The 19,109-nt window shown below is 55.8% G+C and carries 17 protein-coding genes and 1 tRNA gene; 9 read left to right on the top strand and 9 right to left on the bottom strand.

Annotated features, from left to right (window positions below; translation table 11 throughout):
* Window positions 1-5 precede the first annotated feature (5 nt).
* From trpC to KO486_RS09465, 4 genes are all read right to left on the bottom strand, one after another.
* Entirely contained in the window at window positions 6-812 is an 807-nt protein-coding gene (gene trpC / locus KO486_RS09480) for an indole-3-glycerol phosphate synthase TrpC (RefSeq protein WP_216036986.1), read from the bottom strand.
* 79 nt (window positions 813-891) lie between these two features.
* A complete protein-coding gene (locus KO486_RS09475) occupies window positions 892-1,128 on the bottom strand; it encodes a hypothetical protein (protein ID WP_216036985.1) in 237 nt (78 codons plus the stop codon).
* A 3-nt stretch (window positions 1,129-1,131) separates the two neighbouring features.
* Window positions 1,132-2,160: an anthranilate phosphoribosyltransferase gene (gene trpD / locus KO486_RS09470; protein ID WP_216036984.1), complete on the bottom strand. Its 1,029-nt coding sequence runs from the start codon at window positions 2,158-2,160 to the stop codon at window positions 1,132-1,134.
* Window positions 2,157-2,750 carry an aminodeoxychorismate/anthranilate synthase component II gene (locus KO486_RS09465; RefSeq protein WP_216036983.1) on the bottom strand — a complete coding sequence of 198 codons (594 nt, stop codon included), beginning with the start codon at window positions 2,748-2,750 and terminating at the stop codon, window positions 2,157-2,159. The genes trpD and KO486_RS09465 overlap by 4 nt, the downstream gene beginning before the upstream one ends.
* Window positions 2,751-2,920: 170 nt before the next feature.
* Between KO486_RS09465 and KO486_RS09460 the strand changes: the two genes are divergently transcribed.
* The 4 genes from KO486_RS09460 (at window position 2,921) to KO486_RS09445 (ending at window position 6,065) form a co-directional block, all read left to right on the top strand.
* Window positions 2,921-4,564: a divergent polysaccharide deacetylase family protein gene (locus KO486_RS09460; RefSeq protein WP_216036982.1), complete on the top strand. Its 1,644-nt coding sequence runs from the start codon at window positions 2,921-2,923 to the stop codon at window positions 4,562-4,564.
* Between the two features lie 6 nt (window positions 4,565-4,570).
* Window positions 4,571-5,062, top strand: a complete 492-nt coding sequence (locus tag KO486_RS09455; protein WP_216036981.1) for a hypothetical protein — start codon at window positions 4,571-4,573, stop codon at window positions 5,060-5,062.
* A gap of 29 nt (window positions 5,063-5,091) precedes the next feature.
* Window positions 5,092-5,538, top strand: a complete 447-nt coding sequence (locus tag KO486_RS09450) for a hypothetical protein (protein ID WP_216036980.1) — start codon at window positions 5,092-5,094, stop codon at window positions 5,536-5,538.
* Window positions 5,539-5,660: 122 nt separating this feature from the next.
* Window positions 5,661-6,065 (top strand): hypothetical protein, encoded by a 405-nt coding sequence (locus KO486_RS09445; protein WP_216036979.1) that lies wholly within the window; start codon window positions 5,661-5,663, stop codon window positions 6,063-6,065.
* Window positions 6,066-6,117: 52 nt separating this feature from the next.
* Here the strand turns inward: KO486_RS09445 and trpE are convergent, their stop codons facing one another.
* From trpE to fabI, 5 genes are all read right to left on the bottom strand, one after another.
* Window positions 6,118-7,620: an anthranilate synthase component I gene (gene trpE, locus KO486_RS09440; protein ID WP_216036978.1), complete on the bottom strand. Its 1,503-nt coding sequence runs from the start codon at window positions 7,618-7,620 to the stop codon at window positions 6,118-6,120.
* A 13-nt stretch (window positions 7,621-7,633) separates the two neighbouring features.
* Complete coding sequence (locus KO486_RS09435; RefSeq protein WP_216036977.1) at window positions 7,634-9,481, bottom strand: peptidyl-prolyl cis-trans isomerase; 1,848 nt, start codon at window positions 9,479-9,481, stop codon at window positions 7,634-7,636.
* 79 nt (window positions 9,482-9,560) lie between these two features.
* Entirely contained in the window at window positions 9,561-10,727 is a 1,167-nt protein-coding gene (locus KO486_RS09430) for an aminotransferase (RefSeq protein WP_216036976.1), read from the bottom strand.
* Between the two features lie 2 nt (window positions 10,728-10,729).
* Complete coding sequence (gpt, locus tag KO486_RS09425; RefSeq protein WP_216036975.1) at window positions 10,730-11,248, bottom strand: xanthine phosphoribosyltransferase; 519 nt, start codon at window positions 11,246-11,248, stop codon at window positions 10,730-10,732.
* 37 nt (window positions 11,249-11,285) lie between these two features.
* Window positions 11,286-12,098, bottom strand: a complete 813-nt coding sequence (gene fabI, locus KO486_RS09420; RefSeq protein WP_216036974.1) for an enoyl-ACP reductase FabI — start codon at window positions 12,096-12,098, stop codon at window positions 11,286-11,288.
* A gap of 157 nt (window positions 12,099-12,255) precedes the next feature.
* Here fabI and pdxH point away from each other — a divergent pair, with 157 nt between their 5' ends.
* The 5 genes from pdxH to KO486_RS09395 all read left to right on the top strand — a co-directional run bounded on the left by pdxH (window position 12,256) and on the right by KO486_RS09395 (window position 18,784).
* The gene (pdxH, locus tag KO486_RS09415; RefSeq protein WP_216036973.1) at window positions 12,256-12,876 is read left to right on the top strand and encodes a pyridoxamine 5'-phosphate oxidase; all 621 of its coding nucleotides are present in this window, start codon (window positions 12,256-12,258) and stop codon (window positions 12,874-12,876) included.
* A gap of 124 nt (window positions 12,877-13,000) precedes the next feature.
* Window positions 13,001-13,525, top strand: coding sequence for a cold shock protein (locus KO486_RS09410; RefSeq protein ID WP_216036972.1), 525 nt, complete (start codon window positions 13,001-13,003; stop codon window positions 13,523-13,525).
* Window positions 13,526-13,533: 8 nt separating this feature from the next.
* Window positions 13,534-13,989, top strand: a complete 456-nt coding sequence (locus tag KO486_RS09405; protein WP_252734635.1) for a DUF192 domain-containing protein — start codon at window positions 13,534-13,536, stop codon at window positions 13,987-13,989.
* Window positions 13,990-14,049: 60 nt separating this feature from the next.
* A tRNA-Pro gene (locus tag KO486_RS09400) sits at window positions 14,050-14,126 on the top strand.
* A 983-nt stretch (window positions 14,127-15,109) separates the two neighbouring features.
* Window positions 15,110-18,784 (top strand): vitamin B12-dependent ribonucleotide reductase, encoded by a 3,675-nt coding sequence (locus KO486_RS09395; RefSeq protein WP_216036970.1) that lies wholly within the window; start codon window positions 15,110-15,112, stop codon window positions 18,782-18,784.
* Window positions 18,785-19,109 lie beyond the last annotated feature (325 nt).

Raw genomic sequence — 19,109 nt, 5'->3', positions numbered from 1 at the left:
TGCGCTTAAATCCCGCCCATGGTGGCTGGATTGGCCAGCAGGGTCCGAGTGGCAGTCGCAACGTCGTCCTGTCGCATCAGGCTTTCGCCGATCAAGAAGGTACGTGCGCCGTAACGTGCCATATCGGCGAGGTCTTCGGAGGAATTCAGCCCGCTTTCGCAGACGATCAAGCGATCCGGCGGAACCATGCGCGATAGGGTGCGGGTGGTGTCCAACGTGGTCTCGAAGGTCTTCAGGTTGCGGTTGTTGATTCCCATAAGAGGGGACTTCAACAGGCTGGCGCGTTCCAGTTCTTCGGCGTTGTGGACCTCAAGAAGAACATCCATTCCCCATTCAAAGGCGGCTGCTTCCAGTTCGGCGGCTTGGCCGTCCTCAACAGAAGCAAGGATGATCAGAATGGCATCTGCACCAAGGGCGCGGGCTTCGGCGACTTGATAGGGATCATACATAAAATCCTTGCGCAGCGCCGGAAGGTCACAGGCATCGCGCGCGGCGACCAAATATTCATCAGCCCCTTGAAACGATGGCCCATCCGTCAAAACGCTGAGGCATGTCGCGCCGCCAGCAGCATAGGCCTGCGCGAGTTCTGGTGGATTGAAATCCTCGCGGATCAAGCCTTTGGAGGGGCTGGCTTTCTTGATTTCAGCGATCAGCCCGTAACCTTCGCGGCTCGCCTCAACCAAACGGTCCGCAAATCCACGTGTCGGGGATGCCTGTTTTGCAGCGGCGACCATGTCGGACATGGTGCGTTCTTTTTTGCAGGCTTCGATGTGCTCAAGCTTGTAGGCTTTGATTTTGTCTAGAATATCCATGGGGCATTGGTAACGCCGCACGGGGGCAGGTGCAATCAGCGGGCGGGCGAAATTTGCAGTCTTGATTGACGCTGACCCGTTAAGAGAAACGCGCCTTAAGTGCAGCGAGGTTTCCGCCGCTTAGGGCCAAGCGCACCCCGACCAGACAGAGCACCCCCCCGAACAGGACTTGGCCCCAAGGTGTGCCATCCGTCATCGCGTCCGCGCGGGTAAACCCGATCAGGGCGGCAACCAGAAAGCTAAAGGAAAACAGTACCACAGCGCAACCAACCCAAAAGCGGCGCGTAAAGCTAGGGCGAGGGGTCCAGTCTGTCATGGCTTAGCTGCCTGCCTTTGCCTCTTGGGTGATTTTTGCGAGCGTTTCGATGCTGTGTTTGGCGGCGCCACTGTCGATGCTTTCACGGGCCAGTTCGACACCAGCTTTGAGGCTTTCGACTTTGCCACCGACCAACAAAGCCGCGGATGCGTTAAGTAGGACAGCGTCCCGGTAGGCGCTTTGCTGACCGTCTAGCAGTGCGCCGAAGGCTTTGGCGTTGTCTGCTGGCGTGCCCCCCACGATGGATTCAAACGGATGCACTGGCAATCCTGCATCTTCCGGGTGGACTTCGCGGGCGGTGATCATCCCGTGTGACAGCGCCGCAACGGCTGTTGGGCCGCAAATTGTGATTTCATCCGTGCCGTCAGACCCGTGCACCAGCCATGCGGCTTCGGTGCCCAGGCTGTTCAACGTTTCGGCCATCGGAAAGATTAGATCTGCCGAAAACGCGCCTGTCAGTTGACGTTTGACGCCCGCTGGGTTGGTCAGTGGTCCGAGGATGTTGAAGATCGTTTTGCAGCCAAGTTCTTGACGGGTTGGCATCACATGTTTGATCGCGGGGTGGTGCATCGGTGCCATCATGAACCCGATACCAGCCTCGGCGATGCAGCGTTCGACCACGTCGGCGCCAACCATCACATCAACACCCATCTGTCCCAATGCATCCGCTGCCCCTGACAGAGAGCTTAGGTTGCGGTTGCCGTGTTTGGCGACAGGAACGCCAGCGCCCGCCACAACAAATGCCGTCGCTGTGGAAATGTTCAGCGTGCCTTTGCCGTCGCCGCCTGTGCCGACGATATCCATCGCACCAATAGGCGCAGTCACAGGCACGCAGCGATCCCGCATCGCTTTGGCGGCAGCTGCATATTCAGTCACCGATTCACCACGCGTGCGCATGGCCATCAAAAGCCCGCCAATCTGCGCATCTGTTGCATTGCCTTCAAACAGAGCATTGAATGCTTCCGCCGCTTGCTCGCCCGTGAGTGGGCCTTCAGATGCTGCGTTAATCAGGGGCTTCATCAAATCGCTCATGCGGGAACCTTTTGTGCTGCGGGCATAATATCTAGGAAGTTCTTCAGCATCGCGTGGCCGTGTTCCGACTTGATGCTTTCGGGGTGGAATTGCACACCATGGATCGGCAATTCGCGGTGCTGCAATCCCATGATTGTGCCGTCTTCCAGCTCGGCAGTGATTTCCAGACAGTCGGGCAGGGACTCGCGCTCCACCGTGAGCGAGTGATAACGCGTCGCCTCAAAAGGGGATGGAAGACCTTTGAACAGGCTTTTGCCCGTGTGATGCATGGTGCCCATCTTGCCGTGTACGATTTCGTGGCAGCGGATGACCTTGCCGCCAAATGCTTCGCCGATGGTCTGATGCCCAAGACACACGCCCATCAAGGGGGTCTTGGTTTCTGCGGCGGCCTTCGTAAGAGCCAGACAAATGCCAGCCTGCGCAGGATCGCATGGACCCGGGGACAGCACGATCCCAGCCGCGCCCATACCCATGGCTTCTTGGACATCAATGGCGTCATTACGTTTCACGACCACATCCGCGCCAAGTTCGCCGAAATAATGCACCAGATTGTAGGTGAAGCTGTCGTAGTTATCGATCAAAAGTAGCATGGAATTGCCGCCTTACGGATGGGTTAATTTTAGGCTATCACCCACGTGGGCGACGCTTATATAGTGCCGCCATACATGGGCCGCACGGCAAGGTGCGTCAAGGCCCGGTTTGGCAGGAAAAGCCCTCGAAACTTTGGGGGCAGGCAATCACAAAAGAGGGCAGCAGCAGAATGCGTGGAATGATTGGCGGATTATTGACGGGCGGATTGGTCTCTGTGGTGGGACTTAGCACGGCGTCTTTGGTGTCAGAACAACCAGCCGGAACAATGCCGCCCGAGGCCCCTTTGGTCGAGGCACCCGTGGTTGAAGCCGTTGAACCAAGCACCGACGACACGCCGGATACTGCGGTGTCATCCGATACGCCAACCGCCGCGCCGTCCTCTCCTGTGGGCAGCGTAAGTATTGAAGAACCCCAAGCGCCTGAATTGCCTGACGCAGACGGCACAGTAAACGAACCCTCCGCACCAGAAGCCAGTAGCCCGGAAGCCGCCGCGCCGCGTGCAGACACGGATCCGCTGGACGAACCTGAGGTCGCAACCATCGAAGGGTCACTTCAAGCGCCAGAGGCCAGCGAAGGCGCAAGCTTTGCCGTTGATCCAGTAGAACCGGTCTTGCCCAATCCGCAAGCTATGGCTCCGCAAACCCCAATACCAGAAGCCGATTTGACCGTCTCAACCGCGCCCGCACAGCCTGTCGTTGTGGCCGAAACAGAGGTGGCACCAGAAGCCGATGCGGCAATGGAAGCAAAAGACCCGGACGAAGAAACATTTGTCGTGGACCTGAGTGCCCTCGGCCCGAACGACACGACGACGCCGGACGTGGACCCAGTTCCAGATACGTCCATGCCAGAGACGTCCGAAACCGAGACTGAAACAGACGAAACGTCTCCTGAAGACTCAGAGACCGCGATGGACACAACGGCCCCGGCTGAGCCCCCAGAAGAAGACATCCCAACAACGCTTACCCCAGATGCCGAAGCGCCTGAGACCGAAGACATCGCCACGCCGCGCCTCCAGCTTCAAGGAGGCGAGAACAGCTTATTGGCGGATCGCGGGACAGGCGTCACTATTCGACGCCCCGCAACCGAAGAGACAGCCACCGAAACCGCAAGCGAGACGGCGCCAGCGGTCGACAGCACAAACGTTAACGCGCTAGTCGATTTCGCGGCATCCACTGTGGATGTCGGGACTAGGCCAACGATGTCGATCGTTTTAATTGACGATGGAAGCATGTCCGCCGCTGCCGCCGCTCTTTCAGGACTGACGTTCCCCGTTACAATCGCCATTGATCCCGCAAAGGAAAACGCAGCGGACTTGATGGCCGCCTACCGTGAGAGCGGGTTCGAGGTCGCGGTGCTTGCCAAATTGCCCGAAGGGGCGTTGCCAACGGACGTTGAAGTTACGTTTCAAAGTGTCTTTAGCACGGTGCCTGAATCGGTTGCTGTTCTTGATGTGGGCGACGGTGGGCTGCAATCTGATCGCGACGTGACCGAACAAGCGATGGATATCCTCGCGTCCCAAGGGCGTGGCTTTGTCACTGCCAGCCAAGGGCTCAACATGGCCGGGCGTGCGGCCGATGCTGCCGGAGTGCCATCTGCGGTGATCTACCGTGAACTGGACGAGGATGACCAAGACGCCCGTGTAATCCGTCGATTTGTGGATCAAGCGGCCTTTCGGGCGCGCCAAGAAAGCGGTGTTGTTCTTGTCGGGCGTGTGCGTCCGGACACGATCTCAGCGTTGATCCTATGGGGCACTGCAAATAACGACGATCAAGTCGCTGTGGTGCCGTTGAGCACTGTTTTGACCGCTGAGTAAGTTCTAATGTCGATCGGCCAAGCCCTAGACGTTTTTCGAACCTGCTACCTCGCGGATATTTCCTATCCGAACGGTTTCCCCGAACGCCTCGTTGCGCTTGGCTTCGAAAAGACTGCCGAAAAGCAAAGCATGGACGAAGAGGGCGGGCGCAATTCGCGGCATTTGTATCAGCGCACCGGATCGCCTTACGGCTTTTCGTTTTTGCATCTCGATGGCGGCGGGGTGTCAGATGGGGCCTTGGTGCTGTCAGACACGCCAGACGCACGCGCAGAGTTGCTTTCTTTTGTAAACGCCCAGCCCAACCTTGCTGAAACGACACAAGAAGTACGCGACTTCCTTGCGTTTGCGCCTGAAGACGTCAGCTGGGCGCTTGTCGCCTCGCGCTTTTGGACATCCAAGGCGATTGGGGAAACAGGGGCAATTATACTCTCGGACCCGCGCTGTTTGACCTTGCGGACGGCACCAAAGCCATTGCTCTCACCGCCAGCCGCAATCTGAGCCTACAAGACCCGCTGACGGATGACAGCATGGCGGACCTGACAGGCCCAGAGTCAAAGCTGCAAAAGCTCATCCTGACCTTTAGCGAGATCGCCACCAAAGCCTGCCCTGATCTGGATAAGATCATTTGGGCCGCCGATGCATTTGGGTTTAAAGGTGACGAAGACATGAAAGAGGGGGCGACCTCGTTTCTCTTGAGTGGCGGGCAAGGCCCGAACGCCCGCCCGTCTGATGTGACCAACTCCATCCATGTGAACTGTGACACGGAGTATGATTTTGAGTTCGCTTTGACGTTTTCCTTGGATGAACGACTGACGGATTACGTGATCCGCACGGCGTTGTTCAACCACCTTGGTCTAACAGCTATCAACGACGACGGAACTGCCACCCTTAATCTTGGGGGTGCAGACTTTACTGTGCGTCATTGGGTGACCAATAGAACCTTTGGAAACCACGCTTTTTTGCTTCAAGCCTAGCGGTCTTAGCGCCCGCTGAGGGGCTGCGGCCTCTTGGCGCGGGGCCTCAAAAAACACTGCTTCCGAACCTATATATTGGGTGAGCAAGACCTGCTCGTTCACCTTGGATAAAGGAACATCTCATGACAAAAACACTTATTTTTGCGACGGCTCTCGCTGCAACGACGGCACTTCCAGTACTGGCCGATCCGGCTCTTGGATTTGGTGTCAGCTTGGCTTTTGGGGGCGGTAATGTGGAAACCGGCGTTGGCCTGCGTGCCTTTTCGGATGATGAAGAAGACAGCTTTGTGGCCAGCGTTGGAGTTGATTACATGTTTCAATCCCAACGGGTTCGCCCGACAGTCGGGGCCGCTTACCTCGGCGATGACACCTATTTCGGCGTCGATATGGGCTTTGGCCTAAATGGCGAAGGCGTTGATTTTGGGGTCGGTGTCGGTGGCCTTGATACCCAAGGCGCAGAGACCTCAACCTCTTCAACGAGCATGACCGTCATAGATGCTGGGGATGATTACCTCAGCGACAGTTAGGCCATGTAACTCTGTCCTTTGGCCATAACTTGGCCAAAGGGCGTCTTCCTGTTTACGAATTTCCCGACCGGAACATCCCAGCATCCGCCGCAGCACGTCGGATCGCGTTCGATTTGTGGACGGTTTCCATGTATTCGGCTTCTGGGTCGCTGTCATAGACAACCCCGCCACCGGCCTGAATATACAGCTGGTCGCCCTTTAGAACCGCAGTGCGAAGGGCTATACACATGTCCATATCGCCATTGGCGCTGAAATAACCGCAGCCGCCGCCATAGACACCGCGTTTTTCTGGTTCCAGTTCGTCAATAATCTCCATCGCGCGCACCTTGGGTGCACCTGACACGGTGCCCGCCGGCATGCCGGCAAAGAACGCAGACAGGGCGTCTTGGTCTTCCGCCAATTCTCCGACAACGTTGGACACGATGTGCATCACGTGGCTGTAGCGTTCGACGATAAACTGTTCAGTTGGGCGAACGGTCCCAATCTTGCTGACCTTACCCGCATCGTTGCGCCCAAGGTCAAGCAACATAAGATGTTCGGCCAGTTCTTTTTGGTCGGCCATCAAATCCGCTTCGTTGGCATTGTCGATCTCGGGCGTTTCACCACGTGGCCGAGTGCCCGCGATCGGACGGATCGTGACCTCATTGCCGAACACGCGCACCAAAATCTCGGGGCTCGCGCCAATGACCTGATACTCACCGTAGTTGAAATAGAACATAAACGGAGAGGGGTTGGTGCGCCGTAGGGAACGATACAATGCGAACGGTGGTTCGCTAAACGTCTGGGTCCAGCGTTGGCTGGGAACACATTGAAAAATGTCGCCAGCGCGAATGTAGTCTTTTGCCTTTTCAACGGCTTCCATGTAGCCGGACTTGGTGAAATTCGACACAGGGTCGGGCGCAGTGTCAGCCGCACCCAAGGTGCGTTCGGCCATTGGCACTGGCATCTCAAGGCTGCGTTGCGCGTCCATAACCCGTTCCGCCGCTTGCGCGTAGGCGGCTTTGGCGCTTAGTCCCGAGGTTGCATAGGCAGGGGCCACAAGGATCACTTCGCCCTTAACACCGTCCAGCACCGCAACAACTGAGGGGCGCAACATAACCGCATCGGGCAGGCCGAGCGGATCAGGGTTCACGTCGGGCAGATGTTCCACAAGGCGGATCATGTCATAGCCCAAATAACCGAACAGCCCCGCAGAGGCGGCAGGCAAATCGGCAGGCAAATCTATGCGGCTTTCGGCGATGAGGCTGCGCAAGTTTGCCAATGGATCGCCTGACTGGTCCTCAAACGCAGCATCGTCGAAACGTGCGGTGCGGTTGATGCGGCTTTGTGTGCCTCGGCAGTCCCAGATCAGATCAGGTTTCATGCCGACGATCGAATAGCGACCGCGTACTTCGCCGCCTGTCACGGATTCCAGCAAGAACGCGTGTTCACCGGCACCTGTGAGTTTCAGCATCAAGGAGACCGGAGTGTCCAAATCCGCAGTCAGACGTGTGTAAACGATCTGGTTTTCGCCCGCGTCATATCCTGCGCTAAAGCTGTCAAAATCCGGGGTCATGTCAGTCCTCAGCCTAGCGGAAATTCGCATGTACGGCGTTCACCGCAGCATCGTTGATTTGAACGTCGGTCTGCATCTGGATCGCACGCCCGTATAGCTCATAGACGTCCTGTGCGATGCCTTCGCCAGCGGATTCGGCGACGGCGGCAACTTCAGCAACATAGGCTTCGTCGCTCGGGTCCGCACCGGACACATCATCCAAGCGCACGATAATCGCGTCTTCGCCGTTTGCGATCACGCGCACATCGCCGATCTCCATTTCGAAAACTTCAGTAAGGAACGACGTCGGCGCACCATTGATGAAACCACGACGGGTCATGGCGTTTTCTTGTACGGTCTCAAGATCGAACGCGCCAAAGTCCTGAACGGTCGTGCGCAATTCTTCGGCGATTGCTTCGGCGTCGGCCAAAACGGCGTCAGCCGTCGCTTGAATGGCCCAACCTGCGGCGGCATCAACTCGCGCATCTTCCAACGGGATCAGAGCAGGAGCGCGGACTTCGGTGACTTCAATTGCGAACAGCCCTCCATCATCAAGGTCCGTCAGTTCTGCGTAATCACCAACATTTTGCGCGGCTGCCAGTTCGCGGAAGGACGCATAGGCGGCGATGCCTTCGCTGTTGTCTTCGCTCCACTCAATCTCGCCCAATTCCATGTCGGTCTGTTCGGCGACGTCTTCAAGACCCGCACCGCCAGCCAGCAGGTTGGTGATCGGGTCGATCTGGTCTTCGATGATACGGCCCGCACGTGCGGCGGCTTCGTCTTCGCGCAAGATCGGCAGGGCTTCTTCGAATGTGGTTTCACGGGCGGACAATACGGCGTTCATACGGAACAAGGCAGGGCCAAGATCGGTCAAGAACGGGCCGGTCACGTCGCCTGTCTCGGACGCAAAGATCGCAGGGCCAGCGTCGCCGCCCATTTCAGAAAGGCTCACATCGCCGGCATCCACATCATCCAACGTCAGGCCACGTTCTGCGACCAGTTCTGGGAAGGACGTCTCGTCAGCGGCAATCGCATCAAGCGCGGCCTGTGCTTCGGCTTCGTCACCAAACACCAAACGTTCGATCAAGCGGCGCTCGGGAACGACAAACTCGTCGATGCGGGCATCATATTCTTCGCGCAGCTCGGCTTCGTCCACGGGAACATCGTCCTGGATCATCGCAGGGGTCAGCCAGACATAACGCACGACGCGCACTTCCGGTGTGGTGAAGGACGCGGGGTTTGCATCGTAGAAGGCCTGCAAGTCAGCGTCAGAGGGCTGGTTCAAAGCAACTTCGACGTTCGCCTCAGTCACGGGCGCCCATGTGAATGTGCGTCCTTCGCGGGTGAATGCGGCCACAGCTTCGCCAAAGGCTTCTGGGTCAGGCATGCCTGTGTAAACGGCACCTTGAAGAAGCGCACGTGCTGCGCCTTCACGCAGGGTTGTCTCGTATTCGCGCACACTTAGACCAGAACGCGCAAGCGCCTCACGGTATTGTGCCTGATCGAATGTTCCGTCACCACCGCGAAAGGACGGGTTGCCCAAGACTTGTTCGCTTATCGTCGCGTCACCGACAGAAAGCCCCAAAACCGCGGCTTCGTTGTCCAAGCTGCGCTCAGCAACGGCAGACTGTAATGCACGGATCGGTAGACCCTCTGCCTCGGCCTCAGGGAAGGACATCTGGCGCCCAATCTGGGAACTGCGGATCGCGATCTGGGTCTGCAATTCATTGAAATATGTCTGCACCGGCAGGGACTTTTCCCCGACAGAACCGATAGAGCTGATATTGCCGCTTAATCCACTGGCGCCGAAGCCCATAAGGCCGACGAACAGAAGGCCCAGAATGATCCAGACAAAGAAGTTTTTGGTTGAGCCTTTGGCCATGGTTCGCGCGCCTTCGTGTTGCGGTCGTTATACTAGTTTGCAACTGAATAAGCGGGCCATGAGCCACGTGCAAGCGAACTTAAGGCTGATAGTCGACCAGTCGATCAAACAATGCCGTGATTCCTGCGCTGTCTACGTTGGCAAAGGCAACCCGAAGGTGCTGCTGGCCCATACCATCGGGCATGAACATTGTGCCGGGCAGGGTCAAAACACCCGCCTGTTTGACCAAATCCTTTGCGAAGTCATCTGAGCGCATCTCAAACGGGTGTTTCATGTAGGCAAAATACGCGCCGCAGCCTTCTAGCTCCCAGCCGAGAGCGGCGAGCCTTGGGAATTGATCTTCGATGGCGGCACGGCGGTCGAGGATTTCCAAGCGTTCCCCTGCCAGCCAATCGCCTAAATTTCGCATGCCCCAAAGGGCGGCGTGTTGGCCAAGTTGGTTAGGGCAGATCGTCACCGTATCAAGGAACTTTTCGACCTCGGCCAGTCGCTCCGGCGAAGCGACCATGGCCCCAACGCGATGGCCCGTTAGACGGTAGGCTTTGGAAAAGGAATAGAGCTGGATCAGCGTGTCCTGCCATGCGGGATCTTTGAACAGATCGTGGGGCGCACCCTCACGGCTGTCGAAATCGCGGTAGGTTTCGTCGATGATCAGGGCAATTCCGCGGGCGCGGGCAAGGACCGCAAAGCCAGCCACAACATCGGCTGGGTATTCAACACCACCCGGATTGTTCGGTGTGACCAATACAATGGCGCGTGTTTTGTCAGTTATGAATTCGGCGGCGTCATCCGCGCTTGGTGTTAATCCATTCTCGGCCCGCAATGGCACTGTTTTAACACCCGCCATATCCAGCCACATACGGTGATTGAAATAATAGGGTACTGGTAGGATAACCTCGTCACCCTCAGCGCAAAGCGTTGAAATCGCGGCGGTAAAGGCTTGGTTGCAGCCTGACGTGATTGCGACGTTCTCGGGTTTGATCGCACCACCATAGGCGGTTGACCATTGCGCGGCGACCTCGGCTCGCAAATCAGGCAACCCCAACACGGGCCCGTAAAGATGGGTTTCGTCCATCTCCACGATCATTCGTGCCATCGCTTGGCGCATTGCTAAGGGGGGCGGATCAACGGGCGCGGCTTGGCTGACGTTGATCAATGGTCGATTAGAGAAATCTACCCCGTCCAACCAGCGACGTGCTTCCATGACGGGTGGCGCAAAAGTCGTGGCGGTGCGGGGTAGGGTCATGATCAGTCCTTACCGCGATAGGGTTCAACGTATTGTAACGCCATGTCCCACGGAAAGAAAATCCATGTGTCTTGGCTGACGCCAGTGATGAAGGTATCCACCATCGGTTCGCCTTCTGGCTTGGCATAAACGGTGGCCAAATGCGCCTTTGGGTACAGCTTGCGGACCAGTTCCAGTGTTTTGCCACTGTCGACCAGATCATCAATGATTAGAATGCCTTCGCCATCGCCCATCAGGTCAGTGTCAGGCGCCTTGAGAACCTTGGCCTCGCGGCGTTGATCCGCTTTGCCGCCACCAGAATGATAGGACACCACGGAAATGGTATCGACTGTGCGCACGTCAAGTTCGCGCGCGATGATCATGGCGGGCGCCATACCGCCACGGGTCACCGCAACAATCGCCTTCCAAGCGCCATCATCAGGGCCTTTCCCGTCCAAACGCCACGCCAAAGCACGGCTATCGCGGTGGATTTGATCCCAAGAGATGTGGAATCCTTTTTCGTGGGGCAGGCGGTCGGTCATGGTTCGGTTCCTTTAGAAGGTATAGCAGCGAAAGGGGTTAGCCTTTGTTCGGTGACATGTCTGGCGCGTCGACGGCTTTCATGCCGACAACGTGATACCCCGCATCCACGTGGTGTGTTTCGCCCGTCACCCCATTGCTCAGATCGCTCAGCAGATAAAGAGCGGACCCGCCGACTTCATCAATCGTCACGTTCTTACGAAGAGGCGAGTTATATTCGTTCCATTTCAGGATGTAGCGGAAATCGCCAATGCCAGATGCCGCAAGCGTCTTGATCGGGCCCGCGGAGATGGAGTTCACGCGAATGCCATCTTTTCCGAGGTCTTCGGCGAGGTAACGCACGCTGGCTTCCAATGCGGCCTTGGCCACACCCATGACATTGTAGTGCGGCATAATGCGTTCAGCGCCGTAATAGGTCAGCGTGATCGCGCTGCTGCCCGGGTTCATCATCTTTTCTGCGCGCTGCATCACGGCGGTGAAAGAATAGACGGAAATATCCATCGTCATGCGGAAGTTATCTGCACTGGTATCAACGTAACGGCCACGCAGCTCGTTTTTGTCTGAGAAACCAATAGCATGAACAACGAAGTCAATGTTGTCCCATTTCTCCTTAATACCATCAAAAAGCGCATCAATAGATGCGGCGTCGCTTACATCGCAAGGCAACACCATGTCGGACCCAAGGGACGCAGCCAATGGGGCCACACGTTTCTTCAAAGCATCGCCTTGATAAGAGAACGCAAGTTCCGCCCCCGCATCACCCAAAGCTTTGGCGATCCCCCAAGCGATGGATTTGTCATTGGCGAGACCCATGATCAGTCCGCGTTTTCCCTGCATCAAATTAGATGGCATAGATGTCCCCTAAAAGTTTACCCGCGCCTTTGGCGGTTTATTGTTCAGAACGGTGTAGGGGATCGGGGCGGTTGCTTCAAGATGTTGTAGATCAGGTCTTGACCAATGACGGCGACGGGCCACCTATAAAGGAGCACCCAAAACAAACGAGGTTCCCATGGCAGACCGCAGTGGAAAATTTGCAGGTGACAATCCTTTCGCGATCGCGCGGGATTGGCTCGCCGAAGCGACAGCCAGTGAGATCAATGATCCTAACGCTATGGCTTTGTCGACTGTTGATGAAGATGGGCTTCCGAATGTGCGGATGGTCTTGTTGAAAGAAATCGAAGTCCTTGATGATGGGGATGGGGCGTTCGTCTTCTATACCAATTACGGGAGCCAAAAAGGGCAAGAGATCGCCGCCACCGGCAAAGCTGCATTTGTAATTCATTGGAAGTCTTTACGGCGTCAGATCCGAGTACGTGGTCTCGTGACCCGTGAAGAGGGACCGCAGGCGGATGAATATTACGCCTCGCGAAGCCTCAAGAGCCGCCTTGGCGCTTGGGCGTCCGATCAGTCTCAGCCTCTGTCATCGCGCTCGTCTCTCCTTGCAGGTGTCGCCAAGGTGACGGCAGCGAAAGGGATCAATCCTGAACGTCCTCCATTTTGGGGTGGCTTTCGAATCTCTCCAGTTGAAATCGAGTTTTGGGCCGATGGGGACTTTAGGTTGCACGATAGATTTAAATGGTCGCGGGAAGGGCGAGTTGACCCGTGGGTAATCCGGCGATTGCACCCGTAATTTTTCACGTAACGTGAAATTTGGCGTGGTCAAAGCCTTGTATTATCCTCTATAGGGGGCCACGGTCGAGTTGGATGGGACGAGCTGATCTGGATGTGGGGTCCAGTTTGGCGAGGGGTTTAAGATGCAAGATATAGAGAATGACGGCTACGAAATGCAGGGCCGTGTTAAATGGTTTGATCCGGGCAAAGGGTTTGGATTCATTGTCGCTGATGATGGTGGGCCAGACATTTTGCTGCATGCAAATGTGCTTCGGAATTTTGGTCAAAGTTCGGTTGCCGATGATACGGTAATCGAAGTCTTGGTGGTCAAAACGGATCGCGGCCTACAGGCCGCCGAAGTTTTGAATGTCCAATACAGTGACCAACCGCCAAGCGCTGGACTCGCGGATTTTGCCGAGTTTGACCCGGAGGCCGTTGCGGCGGCCCCGATTGAACCGGCCCGCGTGAAGTGGTTCGACAAGGCCAAAGGTTTCGGGTTTGCCAATGTATTTGGTTCGGACGCTGACATATTCGTGCACATAGAAGTCTTGCGTCTCTCTGGTCTGGCTGATTTGCTTCCCGGCGAAGCCATTGCCGTGCGTGCCATTGAAGGTAAGCGCGGGCTTATGGCAGCTGAGGTTTTGCCATGGGAAGTCGCCATTTCTTAAATTTATGTTTGGTCAGCGTCTTTGCCGTTCTTACGGCAGGCGCGTCCTATGCAGAGTGTTCGAACGAACACCTGTCATTGCGCGGCCCATTTGGGACCGCGCAGTTTTCCGTCGATGTTGCGGATACCGAAGATGAACGCAGTCGTGGTCTGATGTTCGTCGAAAGCATGGCTACGATGCAGGGCATGCTGTTTGTTTATGATCAGCCGCGCAGTGCCAGTTTCTGGATGCGCAACACGTTGATCCCGCTTGATATGCTGTTTGCCGATTCCACGGGCACCATCCAGCACATTCACGCCAATGCGCAACCGCTTGACGAAACACCGATATTTGGCGGTCGTGATATCCAGTTCGTGTTGGAAATCAACGGTGGGCTTGCGGAACGCCTTGGCCTGAAAGAGGGCGATCAGATGCAACATCCCAGCTTTGGAGCCAACAGTTCTTGGCCCTGCACATCTAATTGAACATTTTTTGATTTTAAGGCTTTTCAACACCGCAAACAGGCCTTAAACGAGGCCTCGGATCGGGGCGTGGCGCAGCCTGGTAGCGCACCTGTTTTGGGTACAGGGGGTCGGATGTTCGAATCATCTCGCCCCGACCACTTCTACAAAAACCCAACCTTCTTTAGAGTATCGAGACTTTTAGAAGGGCCGCCCGCCGGCGGCTCGAAGCAGCTCCATAATATTCAGATTACTGGTTCATCAGAAAACCGCGCCACGCGTGCCTGACTGGTGCGTTGCGTAACGTGTATGCCGCAGCCTGCCACCATATAGGAACATGATCACGCGAGCTGATTCTGGGGTGGTTAGGGATTCGCATCATGCTTCGTTTTGGTTTGGATGTGCGACTGTCTGGCCCAGACCATCGCGTTCGGTGTCCGCAGCTAAGAATTTCCGCATTGTATCGTGTTGAAAAACAGGCGTTTGGCTTCGTCTGGGGCTGTTGTAACTGCGGATCCCGCCCGTGCGTCTGAATTTTCAGCACATCCAATAAGACCGATTCCAGGTTCTAGACGAGCAGTGCGTCTGACGATTTCTTCCGCGCGTTGAGGCATAAGAGTGACACAGTCACGGAGGCGTGCCAGTGATGTTTTCCCCAGCCCCAAGTCTGTGGACAATGCCTGTGGATAATTCATGTGATTTGTAAACTGCGGACCCTATGCGTTTGGCTTTACAGAAGTTTTTGTTGGAAGCTCCGTAACCGTGAACGGGAACAACCTTGTGTGTAATCCTGAGGGAGAATCGGGGACCTTTGGAAGGGGGGCGAGGACAACTCGGGGTCAAGAGAGTTTAATCCATATTTAGGGTAAAAATTTCGTTGACCCACTAGGTATAGATCAGTCATGTTGTGCGAACTAGGCGAGACGGCACAACATATAGTGCTGACGCCAGCAAGGGACAGGGTAGCAGGCACAAGATGCAGTAAAGCATCCGATTGTTTGGTGAAATCACCTTAGATTTAAGGTGTTTCTTCCATGTTTTTCGCTTGGCGTGTTCATCTAGGTAGCTGGGGCTGGTTCTATTTGAACTGGTATTTGTAGGGACAAGGGCCGCAACGACGGACCGCATTATCAGAGGCGATATCATGAAGATCGAACGTAACTTCACCAAATCCGGACAGGACGCATACGCAGAAGTGCCTTTCAAGGCGGCGACGTCTGAAATCCGGAATCCCGACGGGACTATCGTCTTTAAGCTTGACGATTGTGAAATCCCTGACGCTTGGTCGCAAGTTGCTTCCGATGTTATCGCTCAGAAATATTTCCGAAAGGCGGGCGTTCCGTCTGAAACCGTCAAAGTAGAAGAGAAGGGCATCCCTGAGTTCCTTTGGCGTTCTGTTCCTGCTGAAGGCGCGGAAATGTCCGGCGAGATCTCCGCCAAGCAAGTTTTTGATCGTCTGGCTGGTGCTTGGACGTACTGGGGCTGGAAAGGTGGGTATTTCACCACCGAAGAAGACGCCCGCACATACTTTGACGAAATGCGTTACATGCTCGCCACCCAGCGCGCAGCCCCGAACTCCCCACAATGGTTTAACACTGGTCTGCACTGGGCCTACGGCATCGATGGCCCTGCACAAGGCCACCACTATGTTGATTACCAAACCGGTGAGCTGACAAAATCCACGTCGTCCTATGAGCACCCACAGCCACACGCCTGCTTCATTCAGTCCGTAGCTGACGATCTGGTCAACGAGGGCGGCATCATGGACCTTTGGGTCCGCGAAGCACGCCTCTTCAAATACGGCTCCGGCACGGGCACGAACTTCTCGTCTTTGCGTGCAGCGGGTGAAAACCTCTCTGGTGGTGGCAAATCTTCTGGCCTTATGGGGTTCCTGAAAATTGGCGACCGCGCGGCGGGAGCGATCAAATCCGGCGGTACAACACGTCGTGCGGCGAAGATGGTGATCGTTGATGCCGACCACCCGGATATCGAAGAATTCATCAACTGGAAGGTTCTCGAAGAACAGAAAGTGGCGTCCATCGTTGCTGGTTCCAAAATGCACGAAGCTAAGTTGAACGAAATCTTCAAGGCGATCCGCTCTTGGGATGGCGCTGAAGCAGACGCTTACGATCCAAAGGTAAACGACACGCTGAAGACAGCTGTTCGCGAAGCCAAAAAGGTCGCAATTCCAGAGACCTACATCAAACGTGTTCTTGATTACGCGAAGCAGGGTCACACATCCATCGAATTCCCGACATACGACACAGACTGGGATTCCGAAGCCTACAACTCTGTGTCCGGTCAGAACTCCAACAACTCCATTCGTGTTACAGATGAGTTCCTGAAGGCAGTTGAAACAGACGCCAACTGGAAGCTGATCAACCGTAAGAACGGCGAAGTCGCCAAGGTTATCAAAGCACGTGATCTATGGGAAAAAGTTGGCCACGCGGCTTGGGCCTGTGCCGATCCGGGCATCCAGTACCACGACACCGTCAACGCATGGCACACTTGCCCAGAAGACGGCGCAATCCGTGGGTCCAACCCGTGTTCCGAGTACATGTTCCTTGATGACACGGCGTGTAACCTCGCATCCATGAACCTTCTGACGTTCTACAAGGATGGTGAGTTCCAGGTCGAAGATTACATTCATGCGTCTCGCTTGTGGACTGTGACCCTCGAGATCTCTGTGATGATGGCGCAGTTCCCATCTAAAGAGATCGCACAACGGTCTTATGACTTCCGCACATTGGGTCTGGGCTATGCAAACATCGGCGGCTTGCTGATGAACATGGGCTACGGCTACGACAGTGATGAAGGCCGTGCGATGGCAGGGGCGCTGACTGCGATCATGACGGGCGTGTCATATGCAACATCCGCGGAAATCGCAGGCGAGCTTGGACCATTCTCCGGTTACAAGAAAAACAAAGAGCACATGCTCCGCGTAATCCGTAACCACCGCAACGCAGCTTACGGTGCGTCCGATGGCTATGAGGCGCTCGACGTGAAGCCGGTTCCTCTGGATCATGCCAACTGCCCAGACGCGCGTCTGATCGATATCGCCATGGGCGCATGGGACGAAGCGCTTGAGCTTGGCAAAAAGCACGGCTACCGCAACGCTCAGGCCACTGTGATTGCGCCGACAGGCACAATCGGTCTGGTTATGGACTGTGACACAACCGGCATCGAGCCTGACTTCGCTCTGGTGAAGTTCAAAAAGCTCGCTGGCGGTGGATACTTCAAGATCATCAACCAGTCGGTTCCAGCCGCTTTGGTGAAATTGGGCTACAAACCAGCGCAAATCGAAGAGATCATCTCCTATGCGGTTGGTCACGGCACGTTGGGCAACGCGCCTGGCATCAACCACACAGCCCTTGTGGGCCACGGTTTTGGTCAGGCTGAGATCGACAAGATCGAAGCAGCGCTTCCATCCGCTTTCGACATCCGGTTTGTGTTCAACCAGTGGACGCTGGGCGAAGAGTTCTGCAAAGACGTGCTGGGCATCCCAGCTGACAAGTTGAACGATCCAACGTTTGACCTGCTGAAATCCTTGGGCTTTTCCAAAGCAGACACAGACGCAGCCAACGACCACGTTTGCGGCACTATGACACTGGAAGGCGCGCCACACCTCAAAGAAGAGCACTATGTGGTCTTCGATTGCGCCAACCCTTGCGGTAAAAAAGGTAAGCGTTTCTTGGGCGTCGAAAGCCACATCACGATGATGGCAGCGGCTCAATCGTTCATCTCTGGCGCGATCTCTAAGACGATCAACATGGCCAACGATGCGACCATCGAAGACTGCCAGAAGGCCTATGAACTCTCATGGTCCTTGGGCATCAAGGCGAACGCACTGTACCGTGATGGCTCCAAGCTGTCCCAGCCTTTGGCTGCGGCCTTGGTCGAAGACGATGAAGAAGCAGCAGAAACACTGGAATCCGGCTCCACCATGGAGAAGGCTCAGGTGATTGCAGAAAAGATCATCGAGAAAGTCATCGTCAAAGAGGTTATCAAAAGCCACCGTGAAAAGATGCCTCAGCGGCGCAAAGGCTACACCCAGAAAGCCAACGTTGGCGGTCACAAAGTGTACCTGCGCACAGGTGAATATGAGGATGGTAACCTCGGTGAGATCTTCATCGACATGCACAAAGAGGGTGCCGGTTTCCGCGCCATGATGAACAACTTCGCAATCGCGGTGTCTGTTGGTCTTCAATATGGTGTGCCGCTCGAAGAATTCGTTGACGCGTTTACCTTCACCAAGTTCGAGCCAGCAGGCATGGTTCAGGGCAACGACAGCATCAAAAACGCGACGTCGATCCTCGACTACATCTTCCGCGAATTGGCTGTGTCTTACCTCGATCGCACCGATTTGGCCCACGTTAAGCCGGAAGGCGCATCCTTCGATGACCTTGGGCGCGGCGAAGAAGAAGGCGTGTCCAACGTCAAAGAGATGTCCGAAAGCACAGCGTCCAAGTCTTTGGAAGTGCTGAAGCAAATCAGCTCAACCGGTTACCTGCGCAAGCGTGTGCCAAATGAGCTTGTGGTTCTTCAAGGTGGTGCTGGTGCAGTGGCCTTCGGATCGGATGTGGACGCCGCAACGGCTTTGGAAACGTTGGTTCCAGCGGCTGTCGCGGGTGGGATGACACAATCCGTTACCACCACAACTGCCGTTTCATCTGGCACCGTGAGCCTGAGCGCCCGCGATAAAGCGAAAATGCAAGGCTATGAAGGCGAAGCTTGTGGTGAATGCGGCAACTTTACCCTCGTGCGCAACGGCACCTGCATGAAGTGTAACACCTGCGGCGGGACATCCGGCTGTAGCTAAGAAAATGCGGGGGCGGCTTCAAGATCGCCCCTGACACGGAACCCGGAAAGGCTGAGGTCTTTCCCGGCGACGTCTAGGCCGCAGGCAGAATACCGGGCGGTACACTAGAATGAGCCTAGATGGCGAGACTTAGGGGGGACTTCGGTTCCCCCTTTTTTCTTGCGGCGGGCTTTGGGTCGAACTTCCGCTGCGCGCAAATTCGACCCGCTGGGGGTTTTGCACCCCCAGACCCCCGCAAGGTATTTTAGAACAAAAGAATTCACTTTTTTTTAACCTAGCCGCGTCAGCATGTTGGAGCGGTACAGGCTGAGGAGCCGATGGCCGT

The sequence above is a fragment of the Octadecabacter sp. B2R22 genome (assembly GCF_018861045.1).
Taxonomy (GTDB): Bacteria; Pseudomonadota; Alphaproteobacteria; order Rhodobacterales; family Rhodobacteraceae; genus Octadecabacter.
The sequence above is the reverse complement of the archived record's forward strand: the minus strand, read 5'-3'. Positions and strand labels throughout refer to the sequence as shown.